This window comes from Caulobacter sp. Root487D2Y (genome assembly GCF_001427165.1).
In the GTDB taxonomy this organism is placed as follows: Bacteria; Pseudomonadota; Alphaproteobacteria; order Caulobacterales; family Caulobacteraceae; genus Caulobacter.
The window spans coordinates 923,118-942,811 of the sequence record NZ_LMFD01000001.1 but is presented as its reverse complement, the minus strand read 5'-3'; the positions used below and the strand labels follow the sequence as shown (position 1 = coordinate 942,811).

At 70.7% G+C, this 19,694-nt stretch carries 19 protein-coding genes; 14 read left to right on the top strand and 5 right to left on the bottom strand.

The window, feature by feature from the left end:
- Nucleotide 1 precedes the first annotated feature (1 nt).
- From ASD38_RS04320 to ASD38_RS04305, 4 genes are all read left to right on the top strand, one after another.
- Nucleotides 2-232 carry a hypothetical protein gene (locus tag ASD38_RS04320; RefSeq protein WP_056457867.1) on the top strand — a complete coding sequence of 77 codons (231 nt, stop codon included), beginning with the start codon at nucleotides 2-4 and terminating at the stop codon, nucleotides 230-232.
- Nucleotides 233-367: 135 nt separating this feature from the next.
- The gene (locus ASD38_RS04315; RefSeq protein WP_156390585.1) at nucleotides 368-1,057 is read left to right on the top strand and encodes a cytidylyltransferase domain-containing protein; all 690 of its coding nucleotides are present in this window, start codon (nucleotides 368-370) and stop codon (nucleotides 1,055-1,057) included.
- Between the two features lie 190 nt (nucleotides 1,058-1,247).
- The gene (pseG, locus tag ASD38_RS04310) at nucleotides 1,248-2,300 is read left to right on the top strand and encodes a UDP-2,4-diacetamido-2,4,6-trideoxy-beta-L-altropyranose hydrolase (RefSeq protein ID WP_056457861.1); all 1,053 of its coding nucleotides are present in this window, start codon (nucleotides 1,248-1,250) and stop codon (nucleotides 2,298-2,300) included.
- A gap of 47 nt (nucleotides 2,301-2,347) precedes the next feature.
- Nucleotides 2,348-3,202, top strand: coding sequence for an SDR family NAD(P)-dependent oxidoreductase (locus ASD38_RS04305; RefSeq protein ID WP_056457859.1), 855 nt, complete (start codon nucleotides 2,348-2,350; stop codon nucleotides 3,200-3,202).
- A 136-nt stretch (nucleotides 3,203-3,338) separates the two neighbouring features.
- Here ASD38_RS04305 and pseI read toward each other — a convergent pair whose 3' ends face one another.
- On the bottom strand, nucleotides 3,339-4,394 hold the full coding sequence (gene pseI, locus ASD38_RS04300) for a pseudaminic acid synthase (RefSeq protein ID WP_056457856.1): 1,056 nt from the start codon (nucleotides 4,392-4,394) through the stop codon (nucleotides 3,339-3,341).
- A 303-nt stretch (nucleotides 4,395-4,697) separates the two neighbouring features.
- Between pseI and trxB the strand changes: the two genes are divergently transcribed.
- Nucleotides 4,698-5,705 carry a thioredoxin-disulfide reductase gene (gene trxB, locus ASD38_RS04295; protein ID WP_056457853.1) on the top strand — a complete coding sequence of 336 codons (1,008 nt, stop codon included), beginning with the start codon at nucleotides 4,698-4,700 and terminating at the stop codon, nucleotides 5,703-5,705.
- A gap of 19 nt (nucleotides 5,706-5,724) precedes the next feature.
- Here the strand turns inward: trxB and ASD38_RS04290 are convergent, their stop codons facing one another.
- Together ASD38_RS04290 and ASD38_RS04285 are read right to left on the bottom strand one after the other, a co-directional pair.
- Nucleotides 5,725-6,963: a cell wall hydrolase gene (locus ASD38_RS04290; RefSeq protein WP_056457851.1), complete on the bottom strand. Its 1,239-nt coding sequence runs from the start codon at nucleotides 6,961-6,963 to the stop codon at nucleotides 5,725-5,727.
- A gap of 16 nt (nucleotides 6,964-6,979) precedes the next feature.
- Nucleotides 6,980-7,459 carry a Dps family protein gene (locus ASD38_RS04285; protein WP_056436271.1) on the bottom strand — a complete coding sequence of 160 codons (480 nt, stop codon included), beginning with the start codon at nucleotides 7,457-7,459 and terminating at the stop codon, nucleotides 6,980-6,982.
- A gap of 184 nt (nucleotides 7,460-7,643) precedes the next feature.
- On the opposite strand from ASD38_RS04285, the gene ASD38_RS04280 reads away from it, so the two are divergent.
- Nucleotides 7,644-9,953 (top strand): hybrid sensor histidine kinase/response regulator, encoded by a 2,310-nt coding sequence (locus ASD38_RS04280; protein WP_327020091.1) that lies wholly within the window; start codon nucleotides 7,644-7,646, stop codon nucleotides 9,951-9,953.
- Nucleotides 9,954-9,990: 37 nt separating this feature from the next.
- Here the strand turns inward: ASD38_RS04280 and ASD38_RS04275 are convergent, their stop codons facing one another.
- Nucleotides 9,991-10,602 carry an isochorismatase family protein gene (locus tag ASD38_RS04275; RefSeq protein ID WP_056435435.1) on the bottom strand — a complete coding sequence of 204 codons (612 nt, stop codon included), beginning with the start codon at nucleotides 10,600-10,602 and terminating at the stop codon, nucleotides 9,991-9,993.
- Nucleotides 10,603-11,016: 414 nt separating this feature from the next.
- On the opposite strand from ASD38_RS04275, the gene nadA reads away from it, so the two are divergent.
- From nadA to ASD38_RS04240, 7 genes are all read left to right on the top strand, one after another.
- A complete protein-coding gene (gene nadA / locus ASD38_RS04270; RefSeq protein WP_056457847.1) occupies nucleotides 11,017-12,114 on the top strand; it encodes a quinolinate synthase NadA in 1,098 nt (365 codons plus the stop codon).
- A 73-nt stretch (nucleotides 12,115-12,187) separates the two neighbouring features.
- Complete coding sequence (locus tag ASD38_RS04265) at nucleotides 12,188-13,729, top strand: L-aspartate oxidase (RefSeq protein ID WP_056457844.1); 1,542 nt, start codon at nucleotides 12,188-12,190, stop codon at nucleotides 13,727-13,729.
- Complete coding sequence (gene nadC, locus ASD38_RS04260) at nucleotides 13,726-14,571, top strand: carboxylating nicotinate-nucleotide diphosphorylase (protein ID WP_056457841.1); 846 nt, start codon at nucleotides 13,726-13,728, stop codon at nucleotides 14,569-14,571. Before ASD38_RS04265 ends, nadC begins: the two co-directional genes overlap by 4 nt.
- A gap of 140 nt (nucleotides 14,572-14,711) precedes the next feature.
- Nucleotides 14,712-15,422: a 2'-5' RNA ligase family protein gene (locus ASD38_RS04255; RefSeq protein ID WP_162250197.1), complete on the top strand. Its 711-nt coding sequence runs from the start codon at nucleotides 14,712-14,714 to the stop codon at nucleotides 15,420-15,422.
- A gap of 110 nt (nucleotides 15,423-15,532) precedes the next feature.
- Nucleotides 15,533-16,126 carry a response regulator gene (locus tag ASD38_RS04250; protein ID WP_056435448.1) on the top strand — a complete coding sequence of 198 codons (594 nt, stop codon included), beginning with the start codon at nucleotides 15,533-15,535 and terminating at the stop codon, nucleotides 16,124-16,126.
- 20 nt (nucleotides 16,127-16,146) lie between these two features.
- Nucleotides 16,147-16,614 (top strand): hypothetical protein, encoded by a 468-nt coding sequence (locus tag ASD38_RS04245; protein ID WP_235523751.1) that lies wholly within the window; start codon nucleotides 16,147-16,149, stop codon nucleotides 16,612-16,614.
- A gap of 133 nt (nucleotides 16,615-16,747) precedes the next feature.
- Nucleotides 16,748-17,236, top strand: coding sequence for a cytochrome P460 family protein (locus tag ASD38_RS04240; protein ID WP_082560655.1), 489 nt, complete (start codon nucleotides 16,748-16,750; stop codon nucleotides 17,234-17,236).
- Between the two features lie 194 nt (nucleotides 17,237-17,430).
- On the opposite strand, the gene ASD38_RS04235 is transcribed toward ASD38_RS04240, so the two are convergent.
- A complete protein-coding gene (locus tag ASD38_RS04235; protein ID WP_056457831.1) occupies nucleotides 17,431-18,618 on the bottom strand; it encodes an acyltransferase family protein in 1,188 nt (395 codons plus the stop codon).
- Nucleotides 18,619-18,820: 202 nt separating this feature from the next.
- Here ASD38_RS04235 and ygiD point away from each other — a divergent pair, with 202 nt between their 5' ends.
- Entirely contained in the window at nucleotides 18,821-19,594 is a 774-nt protein-coding gene (gene ygiD / locus ASD38_RS04230; RefSeq protein WP_056457828.1) for a 4,5-DOPA dioxygenase extradiol, read from the top strand.
- The last annotated feature ends 100 nt before the right edge of the window (nucleotides 19,595-19,694 follow it).

The following is a 19,694-nucleotide window of genomic DNA, read 5'->3' as shown; positions in this document are numbered from 1 at the left end:
AATGACCGTGCCCATCGATCGTACGCCCCGCATTGGAAAAGCCGCGAGCAACGAAGCGCGCAAGGCGATCGCGACGACGGCCAATGCGCTGTCGATCACCTTGCTGGTCACGCTCTGGCTGCAGCCGATGCTGTCCGGGCGCGCCGCGGGCTTCGCGGGCCCGGGCGCCCTCGCCGGATTCATTGCGCTCCAAGCCCTCGCCCACTATGTTTTGAACAGAGTGGAGGACTGAACATGGATCCGGTCATCTACATGGTCGTGATCGCGTTGCTGGGCGCTGGACTAGCCGTCGCGGTCTCTTGGGTCGTCGGCAAGCTCTTTCGGCGCTGACGCCGCTCCCTTGATCCTCGCCGCCCTCCAGGCCCGCATGGGTTCCGAACGCTTGCCGGGCCGGCCGTCGATGCCGCTGGCCCGGGCGCCGCTGATCGTGCGCCAGATCGAGCGGATGGCGCGGGCCCTGCGCATTGACGAAATCGTCGTCTCCACCACCACCGACCCCGCCGACGACGTGCTGGAGGCCGTGGTCCGCCGCGAGGCGATCGCCGTCCATCGCGGCCCGCCCCAGGACGAGCTGGCCAGGCTGGCCGGGGCCCTGGCCGCCTATCCCGCCGACCACGTGGTGCGGGTGGGCGACGACAGCCCGCTGATCGATCCCGAGCTGATCGACGCGACGATCGACCTGCACCTGTCCGAACAGGCCGACCACACCACCAACCGCTCGCCCGGCGCGGCCTATCCGGCCGGACAGGGGGTCGAGGTGATCACCGCCGACGGCCTGCGCCGGCTGGCGGCCGAGAGCGCGGCCCTGCGGTTGCGATCCGGCGACGCGCCCGAGGCCCCGCCGCCGCCCGTCCGCTGGTCGTCCCTGGCCCTGCTGGCCCAGCCCGACCAGGGCGAGGTGCGCTGGGCGGTCGAGGGCCCGGCCGACTACGCCTTCGTGGCGGCGGTCTATGACGCCCTCTATCCGGTCAACCGCGCCTTCACCTCTGACGACGTGCGGGCGCTGCTGGCGCGGCGTCCGGACCTGGCGACGTTCGGGGGGGTGACGCGGCTGTGAGGGTGTTTGTCAGCGATCTTCATCCACCCTTTCAGCCGTCATTCCCGCCCTTGTGGCGGGAACCCCTGGTTCAGCTGACGGTGAAGCGCCTTGGCGCGCCGGCGCGCCACACCCCGGCCCTTGCGGCGGACAGAGGGTTTCCCGCCACAAGGGCGGGAATGACGGCTTTGAAGGCAGGGAGACGGCCGTGATGAGCCCTCCGTCCCGCATCCTCTTCATCACCGACGCCGGCCCGAGCGTGGGCGGCGGCCACGTCATGCGCTGCCTGACCCTGGCCCGGGCGCTGGAGGACGCCGGCGCGGCCTGCACCTTTCTCGTCACCCCGGCGGCCAGGGCCGTGTTCGACGCCTTCGGCGGCGGGATCTCTCATATCGTCACCGACGAGGTCACTCAGGCCGAACTGGTCGAATGCGCCGCGCAGGTCGCGCGGACCCACGACGCCGTGGTCATCGACCACTACGGCCTGTCCGCCCCCGACCACCGCGCCATCGCCGGCGGCCGCCCCACCCTGGTCATCGACGACCTGGCCGACCGTCCCCTGGCCGCCGACCTGGTGCTGGACTCCGGCCCGGCCCGCAAGGCGGCGGACTACGACGGCCTGGTCCCGCCCCACGCCGAGCTGCTGCTGGGCCCCAGCCACGCCCCCGTCCGCCCGGCCTTCGCGGCCCTGCGCAAGGCGGCCCTGGCCCGCCGGGCCAACGCCCCGCCCGTGCGCCGCGTCCTGGTCTCGCTGGGCCTGACCGACCTGGGCGGGATCACCGGCCGGGTGGTCGAACTGATGCTGCCGCTGATGGGCGAGGCCGTCCTGGACGTCGTCCTGGGCGCCGGCGCGCCCAGCCTGCCGGGCCTGAGCGACCTGGCCGTCCGGGAGCCGCGCCTGGCCCTGCACGTCGACAGCCAGGACATGCCGCGTCTGACCCTGGAGGCCGACCTGGCCGTCGGGGCCGGCGGCTCGACGAGCTGGGAGCGCTGCGTGCTGGCCCTGCCGACCCTGTTGCTGGTGCTGGCCGCCAACCAGGGCGAGGCCAGCCGGGCCCTGGCCGGGGCCGACGCCGTCCTGGCCCTGGACGTCGCCGATCCGGACTTCGAGGCGGCCTTCGCGGACGCCTTTTCCCGGCTGCTGGCGGACCCGCTGCTGCGCGACCGCCTGTCGGCCGCCTCGGCGGCGATCTGCGACGGCCGCGGCGCGGCGCGGGTGGCGGCGCATTTCCTGGACCTGATCGCGCGGGAGAAGGCTGGATAACGCCGTTCACCTATCCCATCTTGGCTGTAACCAAGGGGAGCGAACGCATGAGCCAGACCCAATCCGTCGTCGTCACCGGCGCCTCCACCGGCATCGGCTGGGCCGTGGTCAAGGTGCTGACCCAGCGCGGCTTCCACGTGTTCGGCAGCGTGCGAAAGGCGGCCGACGCCGAGCGGCTGGTCGCCGCGTTCGGCGACAAGGTCACCCCTCTGCGCTTCGACGTCACCGACGAGGTCGCCGTGCGCGCCGCGGCGCGAACCGTCGAGGCGACGCTGGACGGACGCCCCCTGGCCGGCCTGGTCAACAACGCCGGCATCGCCGTGGCCGGCCCGCTGCTGCATCTGCCGATCGACGAGTGGCGCAAGCAGCTGGAGGTCAACCTGACCGGGGTGGTGATCGCCACCCAGGCCTTCGCGCCGCTGGTAGGCGCGCGGAAGCCGGCCGCTGGCCGGCCCGGCCGGATCGTCAACATCGGCTCGGTCGGCGGCCGCAACGCCAACCCGTTCATGGCCCCCTACTGCACCAGCAAGTTCGGACTGGAGGGGATGTCGGAATCCCTGCGCCGCGAACTGCTGCCGTTCGGCGTCGACGTGATCGTGGTCGCTCCGGGCGCGGTGGCCACGCCGATCTGGGACAAGGCCGACGAGACCGACACCGCCGCCTACGCCAACACGGTCTACGCCCCGGCCCTGGACCGGCTGCGCGCCTACATGCTGTCGATCGGCAAGTCGGGCCTGCCGCCCGAACGGATCGGCGAGGCGGTCCACACCGCCCTGACCGTCGCCAGGCCCAAGGTCCGCTACACCATCACCCCGCAGCCGATGCAGATGCTGATGGCCGACCTCCTGCCCAAGCGGTCCCTGGACCGGATCGTCGGCAAGCGGCTGGGGCTGCTGCCCTAGGTCCTCCCCCTTTGGGGGAGGTGTCGGCGAAGCCGACGGAGGGGGGAGTGATCGGCAAGCGGCCACAACCCGGATCGACGCCCCTAAGACTCCCCCCACCGGCCTTCGGCCGCCTCCCCCACAGGGGGAGGGGTCGCTACGACCCCACCATGTCCCAGGCCAGCGGCTCGCCGCGCTTCAGGGCGCGGGCGGCGGGCTTGCCCAGCACGGCTTCGTAGTCGGCGGGCGGCAGGCCGTTGCCGGGGCGGACCGAGCGGACATTGGCCTTGGTCAGGGTCTCGCCAGCCGCGACGTCGGCGGTGACGTACAGCGAGCGGCGGAACTGGCGGTTGCCGCGTTCCGAGCCCAGCAGGTCGTAATTGACGCCGCCCAGGGCCTTCCAGGCGTTCTTGGTGTCGTCGACCAGGGCGCGGAACTCGGCCGGCTCCAGGCTGAAGGCCGCGTCGGGACCGCCGACGGCCCTGGCCAGGGTGAAGTGCTTCTCGACCGCGCAGGCCCCCAGCGACACCGCCGCCACCGAGGCCGCCGTGCCCGGGGTGTGGTCCGACAGGCCGATCGGGCAGCCGAAGCGCGCGGCCATGTCGACGATGGTGCGAAGATTGGCGTCCTCGAAGCTGGCCGGATAGCTGGACACGCAGTGCAGCAGCAGCACGCCCGCCGCGCCGGCGCTCAGGGCGGTGTCCAGCGCGGTCTGCATCTCCGCCAGGTTGGCCATGCCGGTCGAGATGATCAGCGGCTTGCCCTGGCGGGCGGCGTAGCGGATCAGCGGCAGGTCAACGGCCTCGAACGAGGCGATCTTGTAGGCGGGGGCGTCCAGGCCGGACAACAGGTCGACGGCGGTCTCGTCGAACGGGCTGGAGAAGATCGTCACCCCCCGCTGGGCGGCCCGCTCGAAGATCGGCGCGTGCCACTCGTAGGGGGTCTGGGCCTCCTGGTAGAGCTCGTGCAGGCTGCGCCCGTCCCACAGGCCGCCGTGGATCTTGAACTCGGGGCGGTCGACGTCCAGCGTGATGGTGTCGGCGGTGTAGGTCTGCAGCTTGATGGCGTCGCAGCCGGTGTCGACGGCGGCGTCGACCATCTCCAGCGCGCGGTCCAGGCTGCCGTTGTGATTGCCCGACAGTTCGCAGATCACGTAGGGCTCGAAATCAGCGCCGATCTTGCGGCCGGCGATCTCGATGAAGGGGGCGGTCATGGGCGGGGGCTCGTGGGGCTTTTGCCCATATTAACCCTGAAATCGTGGACGAGGCGTTGATCGCCTTTCTTCGTGGCTCACGCCCTTGCCCCCTACGGGTCGCTACGCGACCGTCTTCCCCCATAGGGGGAAGAGGAGCCCGCCGCCGACGCGGTGCGCGTCCTCCGCCCCCTATGGGGGCGGACAGGCGGCGAGGCCGCCAGGTGGGGGCAAGTGGGTGAACCGCTTTCCCCCTCCAGAACCGTCCGCAAAACCGTCCGGACGCCATCGCGCCCGAGCGGAATCGGCCCTATATCTGCGCCTATGTCGACTCCCGAACCCCGCCACACCCGTTGCCTGATCATTGGATCGGGTCCCGCCGGCTACACCGCCGCCATCTACGCCGCCCGCGCGCTGCTGAAGCCCGTGCTGATCGCCGGCATCCAGCCGGGCGGCCAGCTGACCATCACCACCGACGTCGAGAACTATCCCGGCTTCGCCGACGTCATCCAGGGCCCCTGGCTGATGGACCAGATGAAGGCCCAGGCCGAGCACGTGGGCGCCGAGTTCGTCGGCGACATCGTGCTGTCGGCCGACCTGTCCAAGCGCCCGTTCCACATCACCACCGACAGCGGCCAGGACTGGTTCGCCGAGACCCTGATCATCGCCACCGGCGCCCAGGCCAAGTGGCTGGGCCTGGAGAGCGAGAGCAAGTTCCAGGGCTTCGGCGTGTCGGCCTGCGCCACCTGCGACGGCTTCTTCTACCGCAACAAGGACGTGGTCGTGGTCGGCGGCGGCAACACCGCCGTCGAGGAGGCCCTGTTCCTGACCAGCTTCGCCAGCAAGGTCACCCTGGTGCACCGCAAGGACGAGCTGCGGGCCGAGATGATCCTGCAGGAGCGCCTGATGGCCCACCCCAAGATCGAGGTGATCTGGGACAGCGCCATCGACGAGGTCCTGGGCGACTCCGATCCGATGGGCGTCACCGGCGTGCGGCTGAAGAACGTCAAGACCGGCGAGACCACGAGCGTTCCGTGCGACGGCGTGTTCATCGCCATCGGCCACGCCCCGTCGTCGGAGCTGTTCAAGGACCAGCTGGAGACCCACGCCGGCGGCTATCTGTCGGTCAAGCCGGGCACGACCTCCACCGCCGTGGCCGGCGTCTACGCGGCCGGCGACGTCACCGACGACATCTACCGCCAGGCGGTGACCGCGGCCGGCATGGGCTGCATGGCCGCCCTGGAGGCCGTGCGCTTCCTGGCCGAGGAAGACCACAAGAAGGCCCACCACCCGATCAGCCACCACGAGGCCGAGAAGATCGGCGTCTGGTAGGGCCGATCCGCTCCAGACCCTAGAAGCCCCAGTTCAGCGGCTCGACCAGCTCCTTGGGCTTGCGCTGCGGCGGGGGCGGCGGAGGCGGCGGCTGATTGGCCTCGACGGGCTTGACCGTGGTGTCGACCACCGGGGCCTCCAGCGCGCCCAGCGCCTTGTTGATCTTCTCGATCTCTTCCGGCGTCGGCAGGCGGCGGCCGCCGCGCATGGCCGCGCCGGGGTCGCCGGTCATCGGCGGCAGGATCTCGACCACGCCCTCGGGGCTGACGATCTTGGCCGGCTCGCCGGTCGCCACCGGCAGGATTCCGCCCGTCGCGGCCATGGCGGCCATCGAGCCCGGCGGCGCGGCTTCCAGCGTGCGCGGATCGGCACCCATCAGGATGTCGGCCGACAGGGTCTCGTCGCCCGAATAGCGCCCCTTGAACGCCTTCTGGGCGCCCGACGGTCCGGTCCAGCGATAGAAGACGTGGACGCCCAGGGTGCGCAGCTTGACCAGGGTCGGCGCCCAGTACGGATAGACGTAGTCGGCGTGGTAGTGGGTGGCGGACCCGACGTCCTTCATCACGAAGCCGGCCAGGGCCCGCTTGGCGACGATCTCGGCGTTGGCCCAGATGACCGGGCTGATCGCCCGCTCCAGCGAGCCGTCGCAGGTGAAGCTGAACTGGCAGCCCGTGCCCCGGGCGGCGCCCTCGTAGATGACGCCGCAGATCGACTTGGGATAGCCCGGGTGGCGCACCCGGTTGATCACGGTCTGGGCCACGGCCTGCTGGCCCGCCAGCGGTTCGAAGCCGGCCTCGAAATAGACCGCCTGGGTCATGCAGTGCAGGGCCTTGTCGCGTTCCGACTGGGCGCCCGTCAGCTTGAACGGCCGGGACGGCTCCAGCGCCAGCGGCGAGGCGGCCTTGAAGCCGTTGATCGCCCGGGCCTCCTCGAAGTCCGGCTCGCGGTCGCCCAGGCGGGGGATCAGGTGCAGGTCCAGCTTTTCCCAGCCTGGCGCCCGTCCCCAATAGTCCTTGTGCGGCCGGGGATCGTGGCGGCGGGCCAGGGCCAGCATCGCCGGGTCCATCTTGGCCAGGGCGGGGGCCAGGCCCGCGTCCGACAGCGACTCCACGACCGTGCTCAGGGCGCCGGTCCGCCCCGGGTCGGCCGGGGCTTGGGCCGCCCCGTACGCGGAGAACACGCCGAGGGCGACCACCGCCCCCGACGCCAAGACCACCTGGGCGGCCGCGATGACCGTATATCGATCTAGGCCGGGCACGCGCGGACCCAGCGGATCACTTTCCGCCGAGCGTGGAGCGGATCATCCAGGCGTGTTTCTCGTGGGCCGCCAGGCGCTGGGTGTAGAGGTCGGCGGTGGCCTCGTCGCCGGCCTCGTCGGCCGCCGCGAAGGCGTCGCGCAGGGTGGCGATCACGGTCTGGTTGTCGGCCAGCAGTTCCTGGAACATGTCTTCCCACGCCTTCTCGGCGTCGCCGTCCTTGATGCTGGAGAGATTGCCGAAGGCGCCGTAGCCCATGGGGGCCAACTCGCCCAGCGCACGAATTCGCTCGGCGATCGCGTCAAGCGCCGTCCACGCCTCGGTGTACTGACCTTCCAGCAGCACGTGCAGCGCCTGGAAGTTCGGACCGCGTACGTTCCAGTGATAGCCGTGGGTCTTCAGATACAGGGCGTAGCTGTCGGCCAGAACCTTGTTCAGGCCGGCGACGATGTCGGCGCGCTGTTTCGTCGTGAAGCCGGTGTTCAGGTTCGCAGCCATCATCAATCTCCCGTGTTGCGTGTCCTAGGTAAGCGTGTCCATGTTCTTGGCAAGACGTATGTGCGCGTTGGAGCCCATGACGACAGAAGAACCACCGGCGACGGGTCGTCGGCGTGCGTCGCCGGACGCGATCGGCGCATGGCTCGTTCCAAGCTCCCCCCCGCCGGCCTGGCGGGCGGCCCTGGTGACCGTGGCGGCGATCCTGGCGGCGATGGGCCTGAGGATCGCCATGCTGGGCCTGACCAGCGGCGTCGGCGCGACCCTGACCTTCTTCCCCGCCGTCATCGTGGTCACCCTCTATGCCGGCTGGCGCTGGAGCCTGCTGCCGATCGTGGCGGGCGGGATCTTCGCCTGGATGCTGTGGGGCGGCTCCCACGGCGGCAGGCCGCTGGGCGAGATCGAGCCCGCCGGCTTGGTGCTGTACGGGGTGTCCGTGCTGATCACCACCGCCATGGCCTCGGCCCTGCGCGCCAGCCTGATCAAGCTGGCCCAGGCCCGCGAACGTTACGCCCACGCCGAGGCCCACCTGCGCGTCACCCAGACCGCCGCCGGCGTCGGGCCGTGGGAGTGGGACCTTCTGAACGGCCGCATGAAGATGTCGGCCACGGCCCGCAAGAACTTGCGCATGCTCCCCGAGGGGCCGGTCGACGCCGACATCCTGCTGGCCACCGTCCATCCCGACGACCGCGAGATGGTCCGCGAGAAGGTCCGCGAGGCGGTCACGAAAGGCCCTCTCTACGAGGTCGAATTCCGGCTGATCGACCATCCGGACGGCGAACGCTGGATCCACGGCCGCGGCGAGGTCGTGCGCGACGAGAACGGCCGCGCCGTGCGGATGCTCGGCGTCAATTTCGAGGTCACCCAGCGTCGCCGCGCCGAGGAGAGCCTGCGCGAGAGCGAGGCCCGGTTCCGCGCCCTGGCCAACAGCGCGCCCGCCCTGATGTGGATCAGCGGCCAGGACGGCGTGCGGATCTTCGTCAACGACGCCTATGTCGCCTTCGCGGGGGTGAGCTATGACGAGGCCCTGGTGCTGGACTGGCGCTCGCGGCTGCACGCCGACGACTTGAACCAGATCCTCAAGGGCCAGATCGCCGGCGAGGCGTCGCGGAGGCCGTTCAGCCTGGAGGGCCGCTATCGTCGGGCCGACGGCCAGATGCGCTGGCTCAAGTCGTTCTCGCAGACACGCCTGGGACCCGGGGGCGAGTTCATCGGCTTCATCGGCATCGCCTTCGACGTCACCGACACCAAGGAGGCCGAGGTCAAGCTGACCGGCCTCAACGAACTGTTGGCCGACCGCGTGCAGGAGGCCCTGTCCGAACGCGACGCCGCCCAGGCCGCGCTGACCCAGTCGCAGAAGCTGGAGGCGATCGGCCAGCTGACCGGCGGGGTCGCCCACGACTTCAACAACCTGCTGACCGTGATCATCGGCGCGCTGGACGTCCTGCAGCGCAACCCGGACGACGAAAAGCGGCGCGACCGCATGCTGAACGCGGCCCAGTCGGCGGCCCGGCGCGGCGAGAAGCTGACCCAGCACCTGCTGGCCTTCGCCCGTCGCCAGCCGCTGAACCCGGAGATCTGCCGGATCGACGCGATGATCGCCGACAGCGAGAGCCTGCTGCGCCGCGCGGTCGGGGAAGGCGTGGACCTGACCCTGGACCTGAAGGCCGGGGGCCGCACCACCCTGACCGACTCCGGCCAGTTCGAGGCCGCCCTGCTGAACCTGGTGGTCAACGCCCGCGACGCCACGCCGGGCGGCGGCAGGATCACCGTCGCCTCGCAGGGCGTCGATCTGGCCGCGCCCCAGCGCGAACTGCCGGCCGGCCGCTATCTGCGCGTCGCCGTCGTCGACACCGGCGAGGGCATGGACGCCGAGACCCTCGAGCGGGCCTTCGAGCCGTTCTACACCACCAAGGCGATCGGCAAGGGCACGGGCCTGGGCCTGTCGCAGGTCTACGGCTTCGTGCGCCAGAGCGGCGGTGAGGTGACCATCGAGTCCGAGCTGGGCAAGGGCACGAGCGTGGCCATGCTGCTGCCGGTGCGCGAGGCCTTCTCGCCGGTCGAGGTGCTGGCCGTCCGGCCGCCGGCCACCCGCGCCAGCTCCCACGTGCTGCTGGTCGAGGACGACGTCGAGGTCGGCGACCTGATCGCGGCGATGATCGACGAACTGGGCCACATGGTCAGCCGCGCCGCCACCGCCGACGAGGCCCTGGCCATCGCCCGCGGCGATCCGACCCTGGGCCTGGTGATCACCGACGTGATCATGCCGGGCGGCAAGAGCGGGGTCGACCTGGCCGTCATCCTGGCCAGCGAGCGGCCGGAACTGCCGATCCTGCTCACCTCGGGCTACACGGGCCAGGACCTGATGCGCGCCAACGAGACCCCCTGGCCCCTGCTGCGCAAGCCCTACGCCCTGGACGCCCTGGCCCAGGCGATGGCGGACGCGTGGGACCGCCACGCGCCGGTGACGGTCAAGAAGGGCAAGGCGAAGGTCTAGGCGGGTCGCCATTCGCCCCTCGACGGCCGCGCCAGACTCAGGGATGGATGGAGGCGAAGACGATCTCGGAGAACCCGGCGACCGTCTCTTCCCGCGCCCAATCGCGCTGCAGCTCGCACGCCAATTGAATCCATGTGATCGGCTGTCCGCCCGCTTGGGCAATTCGCTCCAGACCGGCGCGATGAGCCTCCTCCGACGTGCCGGCCACGGCGTCCACCACGTGGAAGACCTCATAGCCTTCCCGAAGCGCGTCGAGGGCGGGAAAGACCAGGCAGACTTCGGTCCAGAGGGCGACCATGATCAGCTTGCGCCGGCCCGTTGCCTTCACCGCGGCCACGAAATCCACGTCCTCCCAGGCGTTGATCGAGGTGCGGTCGATGGCCTCGACGCCTCCCAGGATCTCGGTCAGTTGCCGGATGGTCGGCTGATTTCGCCCCGTGGCGACGTTGACGGTCGAGAGCACGATCGGCAGGCCGTAGAGGCTGGCGGCCTTGGCGACGGCCACGACGTTGGCGACCAGCTGCCGCCGCTCCATGGAGACAATGGAGGCGACCTGGACAGGCTGGAAGTCGATGATCACCAGGGCGGCGTTGTGCGGCGTGAGCAGTCGGTCGGTCAACGGATCGCGGATGGTGCGGGGCGAAGCCATGAGTGTCTCCGGGGTTGGGCGTGAGAGGGTCCGCCGGGCCTGGGAGTCGGCGTCCGGCGGGATCCGGCAGGCCCGACGCCGCTGATGCAGGCGATCAGGGGCCAACTTTGCGCCCCCGGCGGCGATGGGACTTGCACGATACCGGCGGCTTTAGTCCCATCCGGCCGCGACGATGGCCCGGGGGCATGGCGGACAGCGAGGCCGCATCGTCGGACCGGCCGCTCCACCAGGCCGAACATGGAATTTCACGCCGCCGCTTTGCAATTCGTCCCGGAAGGTCTATATGTGATCCATCCCTTTTGCTCAATTTCAGCATAAGGGGCGACGTCGGAGCGGGACTTAACGATTTATCCTCCGTTTCCGGCGTTTTTTGAGGCCCTGGAAATGCTCAGTTTGAGCATAAGAGAGGATCACATGGCCGACGGCTTCGCGTCCCCCCCGGCGCCTCTGCTCTTCACCCCCGACGTCGAAGCGGCGACCGCGCCGTTGTGGGACAAGGTGAAGCATCACGTGACGCCTCTGGAATGGCAGCTCCACGCGCCGCTGATCGCCGAGATCAACCGGCTCAAGCGCGAGAAGAACGCCGTCATCCTGGCCCACAACTACATGACGCCCGAGATCTTCCATGGCGTCGGCGACTTCGTCGGCGACAGCCTGGCCCTGGCCCGCGAGGCGGCCAAGTGCGACGCGGCCGTGATCGTTCAGGCCGGGGTGCACTTCATGGCCGAGACCAGCAAGGTGCTGGCCCCGGAAAAGCGCGTGCTGATCCCCGACCTGCGGGCCGGCTGCTCGCTCGCCTCCTCGATCACCGGCGCCGACGTGCGGCTGATCAAGGCCCGCCACCCGGGCATCCCGGTGGTCACCTATGTCAACACCACCGCCGACGTGAAGGCCGAGACCGACATCTGCTGCACCAGCGCCAACGCCGTGCAGGTGGTGGAGTGGGCGGCCCGCGAGTGGGGCGTCGACAAGGTCATCCTGATCCCCGACGAGTTCCTGGCCCGCAACGTCGCGCGCCAGACCTCGGTGAAGATCATCGCCTGGGCCGGCCGCTGCGAGGTGCACGAGCGCTTCACCGCCGGCGACATCGCCGACATGCGCGCGGCCTATCCGGGCGCCGAGATCCTGGCCCACCCCGAGTGCCCGACCGAGATCCTGGAAGCCGCCGACTTCGCCGGCTCGACCGCGGCGATGAACGACTACGTGGCGCTGAGGAAGCCCAAGCAGGTGGTGCTGATCACCGAGTGCTCGATGGCCTCCAACGTCCAGGCCGAAAGCCCGGGCACGCAGTTCATCGGCCCCTGCAACCTGTGCCCGCACATGAAGCGGATCAGCCTGCGGAACATCCACGACGCTCTGCTGTACGACCAGTACGAGGTGACGGTCGATCCCAGCGTCCAGATCCGCGCCAAGCTGGCCGTGCAACGGATGATCGACCTGCCGCCGCCGACCGTCCCCGCCCGCTACGACCTGGTCAAGGCCAGGCATCATGTGGCCGTGGAGCTGATCTAGACCCGTTTTCGCCTCGTTCGCGTCCCCAAGTTCCCGGCCCTTCCCGCGTATCCGGAAGGGAGTGGAGTGTGCAATGACCGACCGCATCACCTTCGACGGCCCCGTGATCCTCGGGGCGGGCCTGGCGGGCCTGACCGCCGCCCTTGCCGCTGCCCCGCGCAAGGCGCTGGTGCTGTCGCCGACGCCCCTGGCCACCGGCTGCTCCAGCGCCTGGGCCCAGGGCGGCATGGCCGCGGCCCTGTCGGACGAGGACGCCCCGGCCCTGCACGCCGCCGACACCATCGCGGCCGGCGCCGGGTTGTGCGATCCGGCCGCCGTCGCGCTGCTGACCACCGAAGGCCCCGCCGCCGTCCGCGCCCTGGCCGCCCTGGGCGCGCCCTTCGACCGCCAGGCCGACGGCGGCTTCGTGCTCAGCCTGGAGGCCGCCCACGGCAAGGCCCGGGTCGCCCGGGTCGGCGGCGACGGGGCCGGGGCGGCGATCATGGCCGCGGTCATCGCCGCCGTCCGCGCCGCGCCGACCATCGAGATCCGCGAGAACGCCCGCGCCCGACGGCTGCTCCAGGACGAGACCGGCCGCGTGGTCGGGCTGATCGCCGAGATCGACGGCGTCCTGACCCGGATCCTCGCGCCCGCCGTGATCCTGGCGACCGGCGGGGTCGGCGGCCTCTACGCCGTCACCACCACTCCGGCCCAGGTGCGCGGCGAGGGTCTGGGCCTGGCCGCCCTGGCCGGCGCCGAGATCGCCGATCCGGAGTTCGTGCAGTTCCACCCCACGGCCATCGACATCGGCCGCGACCCCGCCCCCCTGGCCACCGAGGCCCTGCGCGGCGAAGGGGCCATCCTTCGTAACGCCCCCTTGGGCGACAAGACCGGCCGCGCCTTCATGGCCGACTACCATCCGGCCCGCGAGCTGGCTCCGCGCGACGTGGTGGCCCGCGCCATCCACGCCGAGCGCGCGGCGGGCCGTGGGGCGTTCCTGGACGCCACGGCGGCGGTGGGCGCGCACTTCCCGCACGAATTCCCGGCCGTGTTCGCCGCCTGCATGAGCGCCGGCGTGGATCCCCGCGTCCAGCCGATCCCGGTGACCCCGGCCGTGCACTATCACATGGGCGGCGTGGCCACGGACCTGGACGGCCGCACCAGCCTGCCCGGCCTGCTGGCCGCCGGCGAGTGCGCCAACACCGGCGTGCACGGCGCCAACCGCCTGGCGTCGAACAGCCTGCTGGAGGCCGCCGTGTTCGGGGCCCGCGCCGGCCGCGCGGCGCGGGGTCTTGAGCTTGGCGGTGAGCCGCCGCTGGCGGCTGCGCCCACGCCCGACCTGCCCGACGCCGCGCTCCAGATCCTGCGCCAGGCCATGAGCCGCGACGCCGGGGTGATCCGCGACGCCGACGGCCTGTCCCGGCTGATCGCCGTGCTCGACGCCCTGGAATCGGTCCACGGCCCCGCCCCGACCCTGGTCGCCGCCCAACTGATCGTCCGCGCCGCCCTGGCCCGGCCGGAAAGCCGAGGCGGTCATTTCCGCGCCGACTTCCCCGCCGCGGCCCTGCCGGAAAGAACCTTCGTCACCCTGCAAGACCAGGAAGCGGGCCGCGCGGTCCGCTACGCCGCCGAATGATCACGCCCCTCGACGACCTGCTGGTCCGCCCGATCATCGAGATGGCGCTGGCCGAGGATCTCGGCCGGGCCGGCGACATCACCGCCCAGGCCTGCATCGACGCCGACGCCCGCCTGTCGGTGGTCTGGGCCGCGCGCCAGGACGGCCGGGTGGCCGGCCTGTCCTGCGCCCGCCTGGCCCTGGCCGCCCTGGACCCGACGGCCAGGTTCCAGGTCGTCACCCGCGACGGCGCCGACGCCGCCGCCGGCGCGATCCTGGCCCGCGCCGAGGGCAACGCCCGCGCCGTGCTGGCCGCCGAGCGCACCGGCCTGAATCTGTTGGGCAAGCTGTCGGGGATCGCCACCCTGACCCGCGCCTATGTCCGCCTGGTCGAGGGCACGGGGGCGACCATCGTCGACACCCGCAAGACCACGCCGGGCCTGCGGGCCCTGGAGAAGTACGCCGTGCGCTGCGGCGGCGGGATCAACCACCGCTTCGGCCTCGACGACGCCATCCTGATCAAGGACAACCACGTCGCCGCCTGCGGCGGGGTGGGCGAAGCCGTCCGCCGGGCCCGGGCCTTCGCCGGCCACCTGGTCAAGGTCGAAGTGGAAGTCGATGGGCTCGATCAACTGGAGGACGCCCTCAGGCACCACCCCGACGTGGTCATGCTCGACAATTTCAGCCTCGACGACCTGAAGACCGCCGTCGCCCTGGCCAAGGGCCGCGCGGTGTTGGAGGCCTCGGGCGGGGTCAACCTGACCACCGTGCGGGCCATCGCCGAGACCGGGGTCGACGTGATCAGCGTCGGCGCCCTGACCCACTCGGCCCTGGTCATGGACATCGGCCTGGACGCGGTCTGACGGGCTCCGCCGCCAGGGTTTCTGCGGATAGGAACGCACGACCCGACCCCCTACCGTCCTGCTCGCGCGAGCGCCGTGACCGCGTCCGCGGGCCAGGTCTTCCCGCGCAACAGGAATGGGATCCGATGAAGCCCTCGGTCATGCTCGGCGCCGGCCTGGTCGGTTTGGCGCTGGCGGCCTTCGCCGGCCCCGCTATGGCGTCGACGCCCCCGTCGGTGACGGCGATCGATATCCTGCTTGAGCCGGACGCGACGATGGTCCGGCGGGCGGAAGCCGACAACGCGCGTTTACGGCAAACCTTCCCGAAGAGCTTCGCGCTGGATGAGGCGCATCGACCGCATATCACGCTGGTGCAGCGCTTCGTGCGGACGAAGGACCTGCCCCGCGTCTACGCCGCCGCCGGCAAGGTCTTCGCGGACGCCGACGTGTCGGCCATGCGGTTAAGGGCCGTCAGGTGCTATTACGCGCCGGGCGGCCAGGTCGGCGTGGCGGGCATCGTCGTGGAGCCGAGCCCGGAGCTAAAGGCGCTGCAGCGGAGCCTGATCGCGGCCGTCGCGCCGTTCACCGTCGAGACGGGGACAATCGCGGCGTTCACCGCCGCGCATGACGACGCCGCCAGCGACGCGCTGCTGATCGACTATGTCGGGACCTTCGTGCCCAAGCAGGCCGGCGAGCATTTCAATCCGCACGTCAGCACCGGCGTCGCCCCGACCGCCTATCTCGACGCGATGATCGCCGAACCGTTCGAGCCCTTCGCGTTCTCGCCGGCCGGCGGGGCGGTCTATCAGTTGGGCCCGTTCGGCTCGGCCGCCAAGAACCTGCGAGTCTGGTCCGCGACGCCTCGGCCCTAGCCGCGACACTCCGCCTCAACAGGCCGGTCGACAGCGGTTTCTTAACCGTCCTCGGGCATAGCTTGACGGTCCCAGCACGTCGCGGGACAGGGGCGGAGCGCGTCGGGGTCTTGCTGCCAAGTCAGTACATCAATCTGGACAAGGCCAAGGCGTTGGTCGTCGACGACAATCAACAGTCGCTCGACATCCTGGTCGGCGTGCTGACCAGCTTTGGCCTGCGCAATCTCGTGCGCAAGACCGACGGCAAGGAAGCCCAGGAAGAGCTGAAGCATCACGCCTTCGACCTGATCCTGGCCAACGGCGCCCTGCCCGAGATGGACGGCTATGACCTGACCCGCTGGCTGCGCCGCGAGGCCGACGAGGCCAATCGCATGACGCCGGTGATCATCGTCACCTCCCACACCCGTCAGAGCCAGGTCGAGAAGGCCCGGGACTGCGGCGCTAATTTCATCGTCACCAAGCCGATCTCGCCGACCATCATGCTGGAGCGCATCCTCTGGGTCGCGCGGGGCGACCGGATGTTCATCGAGTGCGACAGCTACATCGGCCCCGACCGGCGCTGGCGCAATCAGGGCCCGCCCGTGGAGTTCCCGGACGGCCGGCGCCGCGACGATCAGTCGATTGAACTGGGCCAGCCCGACGGCCAGAATATGTCCCAGGATGAGTTGGACGCCTTGATTAAGCCTATGAAGTCGATCGCATGAGCCACGTCAAAAAAAGCCGCATGAAACCCCGCCTGGGCCAGTTGATGACCCGGAAGGGCGGCATGTACGTGGCCGAGGCCCTCAAGCGCGCCGACGCGACGATGGAGACCCTGCGCGAACCATCGCTGGTCGGGATCGACGACTATATCGCCGCCTTCGACACCTTGCTGGCCTCCGGTCTCGACGGGGCGGGCCTGCTCGAGAACCTGTACGCTCGGGCCGGCGACATCGTCAGCCTCAGCGGCGCCGAGCGCAACGAGGCCGTCCAGATCGCCGCCTGGTCGCTGTGCAACCTGCTCGACGAGGCCGACAGCCTGACCCCCTCGGTCCTGGCCGGGATCAAGGTGCACATCGCCACGATCAAGCTGCTGCATCGCGCGCCCGCCGATCCCGCGCTCCAGACCCCCATCCTGCAGGGTCTGGCCAGCGTGCTGGAAAAGCATCGCGGCGAAAACGCGGCGCAAAACGCCGCCTCCCGAGACGACTGATCCTCGGCGCCGCCGCCTGACAGGCGAGGTCCGCGCCGCCGCGTTTCGCCGCGTCCCGACCGCGCTTCGCAGACGGCCGGTCGCCGGCCGGGCCGGCCCGTGCGACCTTCCTGTCGACGCGGAGGAACCCGGCATGAGGACGCCAAGCGTTCGGATGGGCCGCCTGATCATCGCCCTGGCGGCGTTCGGCCTGATGGGCGCCGACGCGCCGGCGCCCAGCCCGGACTTTCCCGACGGCTATCGCGACTGGCGGCACGTCTCCACCGGTCTGATCGGCCCTCACGCCCCGGCCTACGCGGCCAACGGCGGCTTTCACCACATCTACGCCAATCCGGCGGCGCTGCGAGGCTACAAGGCCGGGCGGTTCCCCGACGGCGCGGTGCTGGTCTACGACCTGTTCGAGGCGGTCGACCGCGGCGGCGACGTCACCGCCCAGGGCCCGCGGCGGCATGTCGACGTGATGGTCAAGGACAGCCGGCGGTTCGCGCGGACGGGCGGCTGGGGCTATGCCGAGTTCGCGGCCGGCGAGCGCGCGCCCCGCCCCGGAATGGCCGCCGCCTGCCACGCCTGCCACGAGCGGGTCCAGGCGCGGGACTATGTGTTCAGCGGCTTGCGGGATTGAGCCTCGGGCTAGTCTGGCCCTCTCATCTCCCAATTCATCCGTCATTCCGGGCCTTGTGCCCGGAACCCCTTTGTCCGCCGCAGGTGCGGGAGGGTGGCGCGCCAGCGCGCCATTGCTCTTCACTTGCGGGCTGAACCAGGGGTCCCGGGCACAAGGCCCGGGATGACGATGTGAAATGGAGAGGGGCGTAGGCCCTACCGCTTCCCCCGCAGCCACGGCGCCAGCCGATCCTGCAGCGGCTGGTCGACATAGGTGTGGAACAGCCAGGCCGCGCCGATGGCGATCGGGAACGAGGCCAGCCACATCAGCCATTGCCAGCCGATGCCGATCGGCACGGTCTCGATCAGCTTGTGCACCGCGCTCCAATAGATCACCCCCACCAGGATGTGGGTGATGAACAGGGCGAACGACAGCTTGGCGCCCTCCTCGATCCAGGCCTTTGGATGGTGGACCGGCAGGCGGCCCGCGCCCAGCACGATGGCGGCGATGGCGATCAGGCAGGGGATGTCGAAGATCAGCTCGTCGGGCAGGGCGTAGCGGTCCAGCGGCTGCATGGCCGTCAGGACGACGCAGCCGCCGATCAGCAGGACCTTGGCCGCCCGCTCCGACGGCCAGTTCATCTCGACCGCCCGCGCCAGGCAGACGCCCAGCAGGAACAGCGGCAGGGCCCGCACGACGCCGAACCGGAACTGCAGGTCCGACAGGGCATGGTGGAACACCACGCGCGACACCCCCTCGCAGGCCGCGAACGCCAGGGCCCCGACCAGCGGCAGGATCCACGGATGGCGAACCTTGTCGGCCGCCCGCCACAGCCAGGGGAACACCGCATAACAGACCACCAGCGCCGACAGCGACCAGCTGGGCAGGTTCCAGCCGTCGCTGTTGAAGCCCCAGGCGTGGACCAGCAGGGCCTGGACCGGCAGTTGGTCCCAGGCGAAGCGCGAGGGCTTGTGGGCGTCGGTGCCGATCGCGTTCAGCACCAGCACCAGGGCGGCCATCATGGCCAGCACGATCAGGTGCCCCGGCCAGACCCGCCCGACCCGGCGCATCCAGAAGCGACCGTGGCTGATCCGCCCGGTCAGGGTCGAGGCGCCGTAGGCCCGGCCCAGCACATAGCCCGACAGCATCAGGAAGAAGTCCGTGGCCAGGAAGCCGCGCGAGAACACCTGGCCGAAGCGCTCGATGCGCATCGGGCCCTCGGCCCCGTAGTGGTAGATGACGATCAGCAGCGAGGCGAGCAGCCGCAGCAGATCCAGCGCGCCGCCGCGCGTGGCGATCCGCGCCGCGAGCGCCGCTCCATGCCCATGGGCGGATACGGCCGACGGAACGATCGAGGACGAGACCTCGTCGGTCGGGACAGGGGGAAGGACGGGTACGTTCACAACGTTCGTGGCTTAACAAAGCCCGGCCTCGGGGGAAAGCACGCGCGGCGGACGAAGACGCGACACCGCGACGCGGCCGCCCGGCTGTGGCCAAATGGCCGCCCTCTCTCCATCCCTCTGCTGTCCATCCACCCCGCCGCCGTTGAAACGGTCGCGCCGCATCCTATCTGTAACTTGTACAGTATCTAATTGGATCACCCCCATGACCGCCCGCCAACCCGTCCTGTTCCTCGGCCACGGCTCGCCGATGAACGCCATCGAGGACAACGCCTGGAGCCGCGCCTGGGCGGCCCTGGGCCGGGACCTGCCGCGCCCCAGGGCGGTGCTGATGATCAGCGCCCATTGGGAGACGCGCGGGGCCAGCGCGGTCAGCGCTTCGGAGCGTCCGGAGACCATCCACGACTTCGGCGGCTTCCCCCAGGCGCTGTTCGACGTGCGCTACGACGCGCCCGGCGATCCGGCCCTGGCGCGGCGGGTGGCGGAGATCCTGTCGCCGGACCCGGTCGCCCAGCACCCGACCCGGGGCCTGGACCACGGCGCCTGGGGCGTGCTGCGGCCGATGTATCCGCGCGCCGACGTGCCGGTGGTGCAGCTCTCCCTGGACCGCGGCCGCCCCGACCGCTGGCACTACGAGGCCGGCAAGCGCCTGGCCGCCCTGCGCGACGAGGGCGTGCTGATCATCGGCAGCGGCGACATCGTCCACAACCTGCGGGCCGCGGACTTCCGCACCGGCGAGGTTCCCGACTGGGCGCCGCGCTTCAACGACAAGGCCAAGGCCCTGATCGCCGCCGGCGACCACGACCCGCTGATCGATTGGCGCGGCCTGGGTCCGGACGCCGAGGCGTCGATCAACAGCGCCGAGCACTACCTGCCCCTGCTCTATGTGCTGGGCGCGCAAGAGCCGGGCGAGCCGGTGTCGTTCTTCGCCGACGACGTCTTCGCGGCGATCTCGATGACCAGCGTGCGGGTGGGGTAGGGCTAAAAAACTCCGCTCATCCCCCACGCTCGTCATCCTCGGACTTGTTCCGAGGACCCCTGCTTCAACCGCGAAGAAGGATGATCCGTGAAGCTGTGAG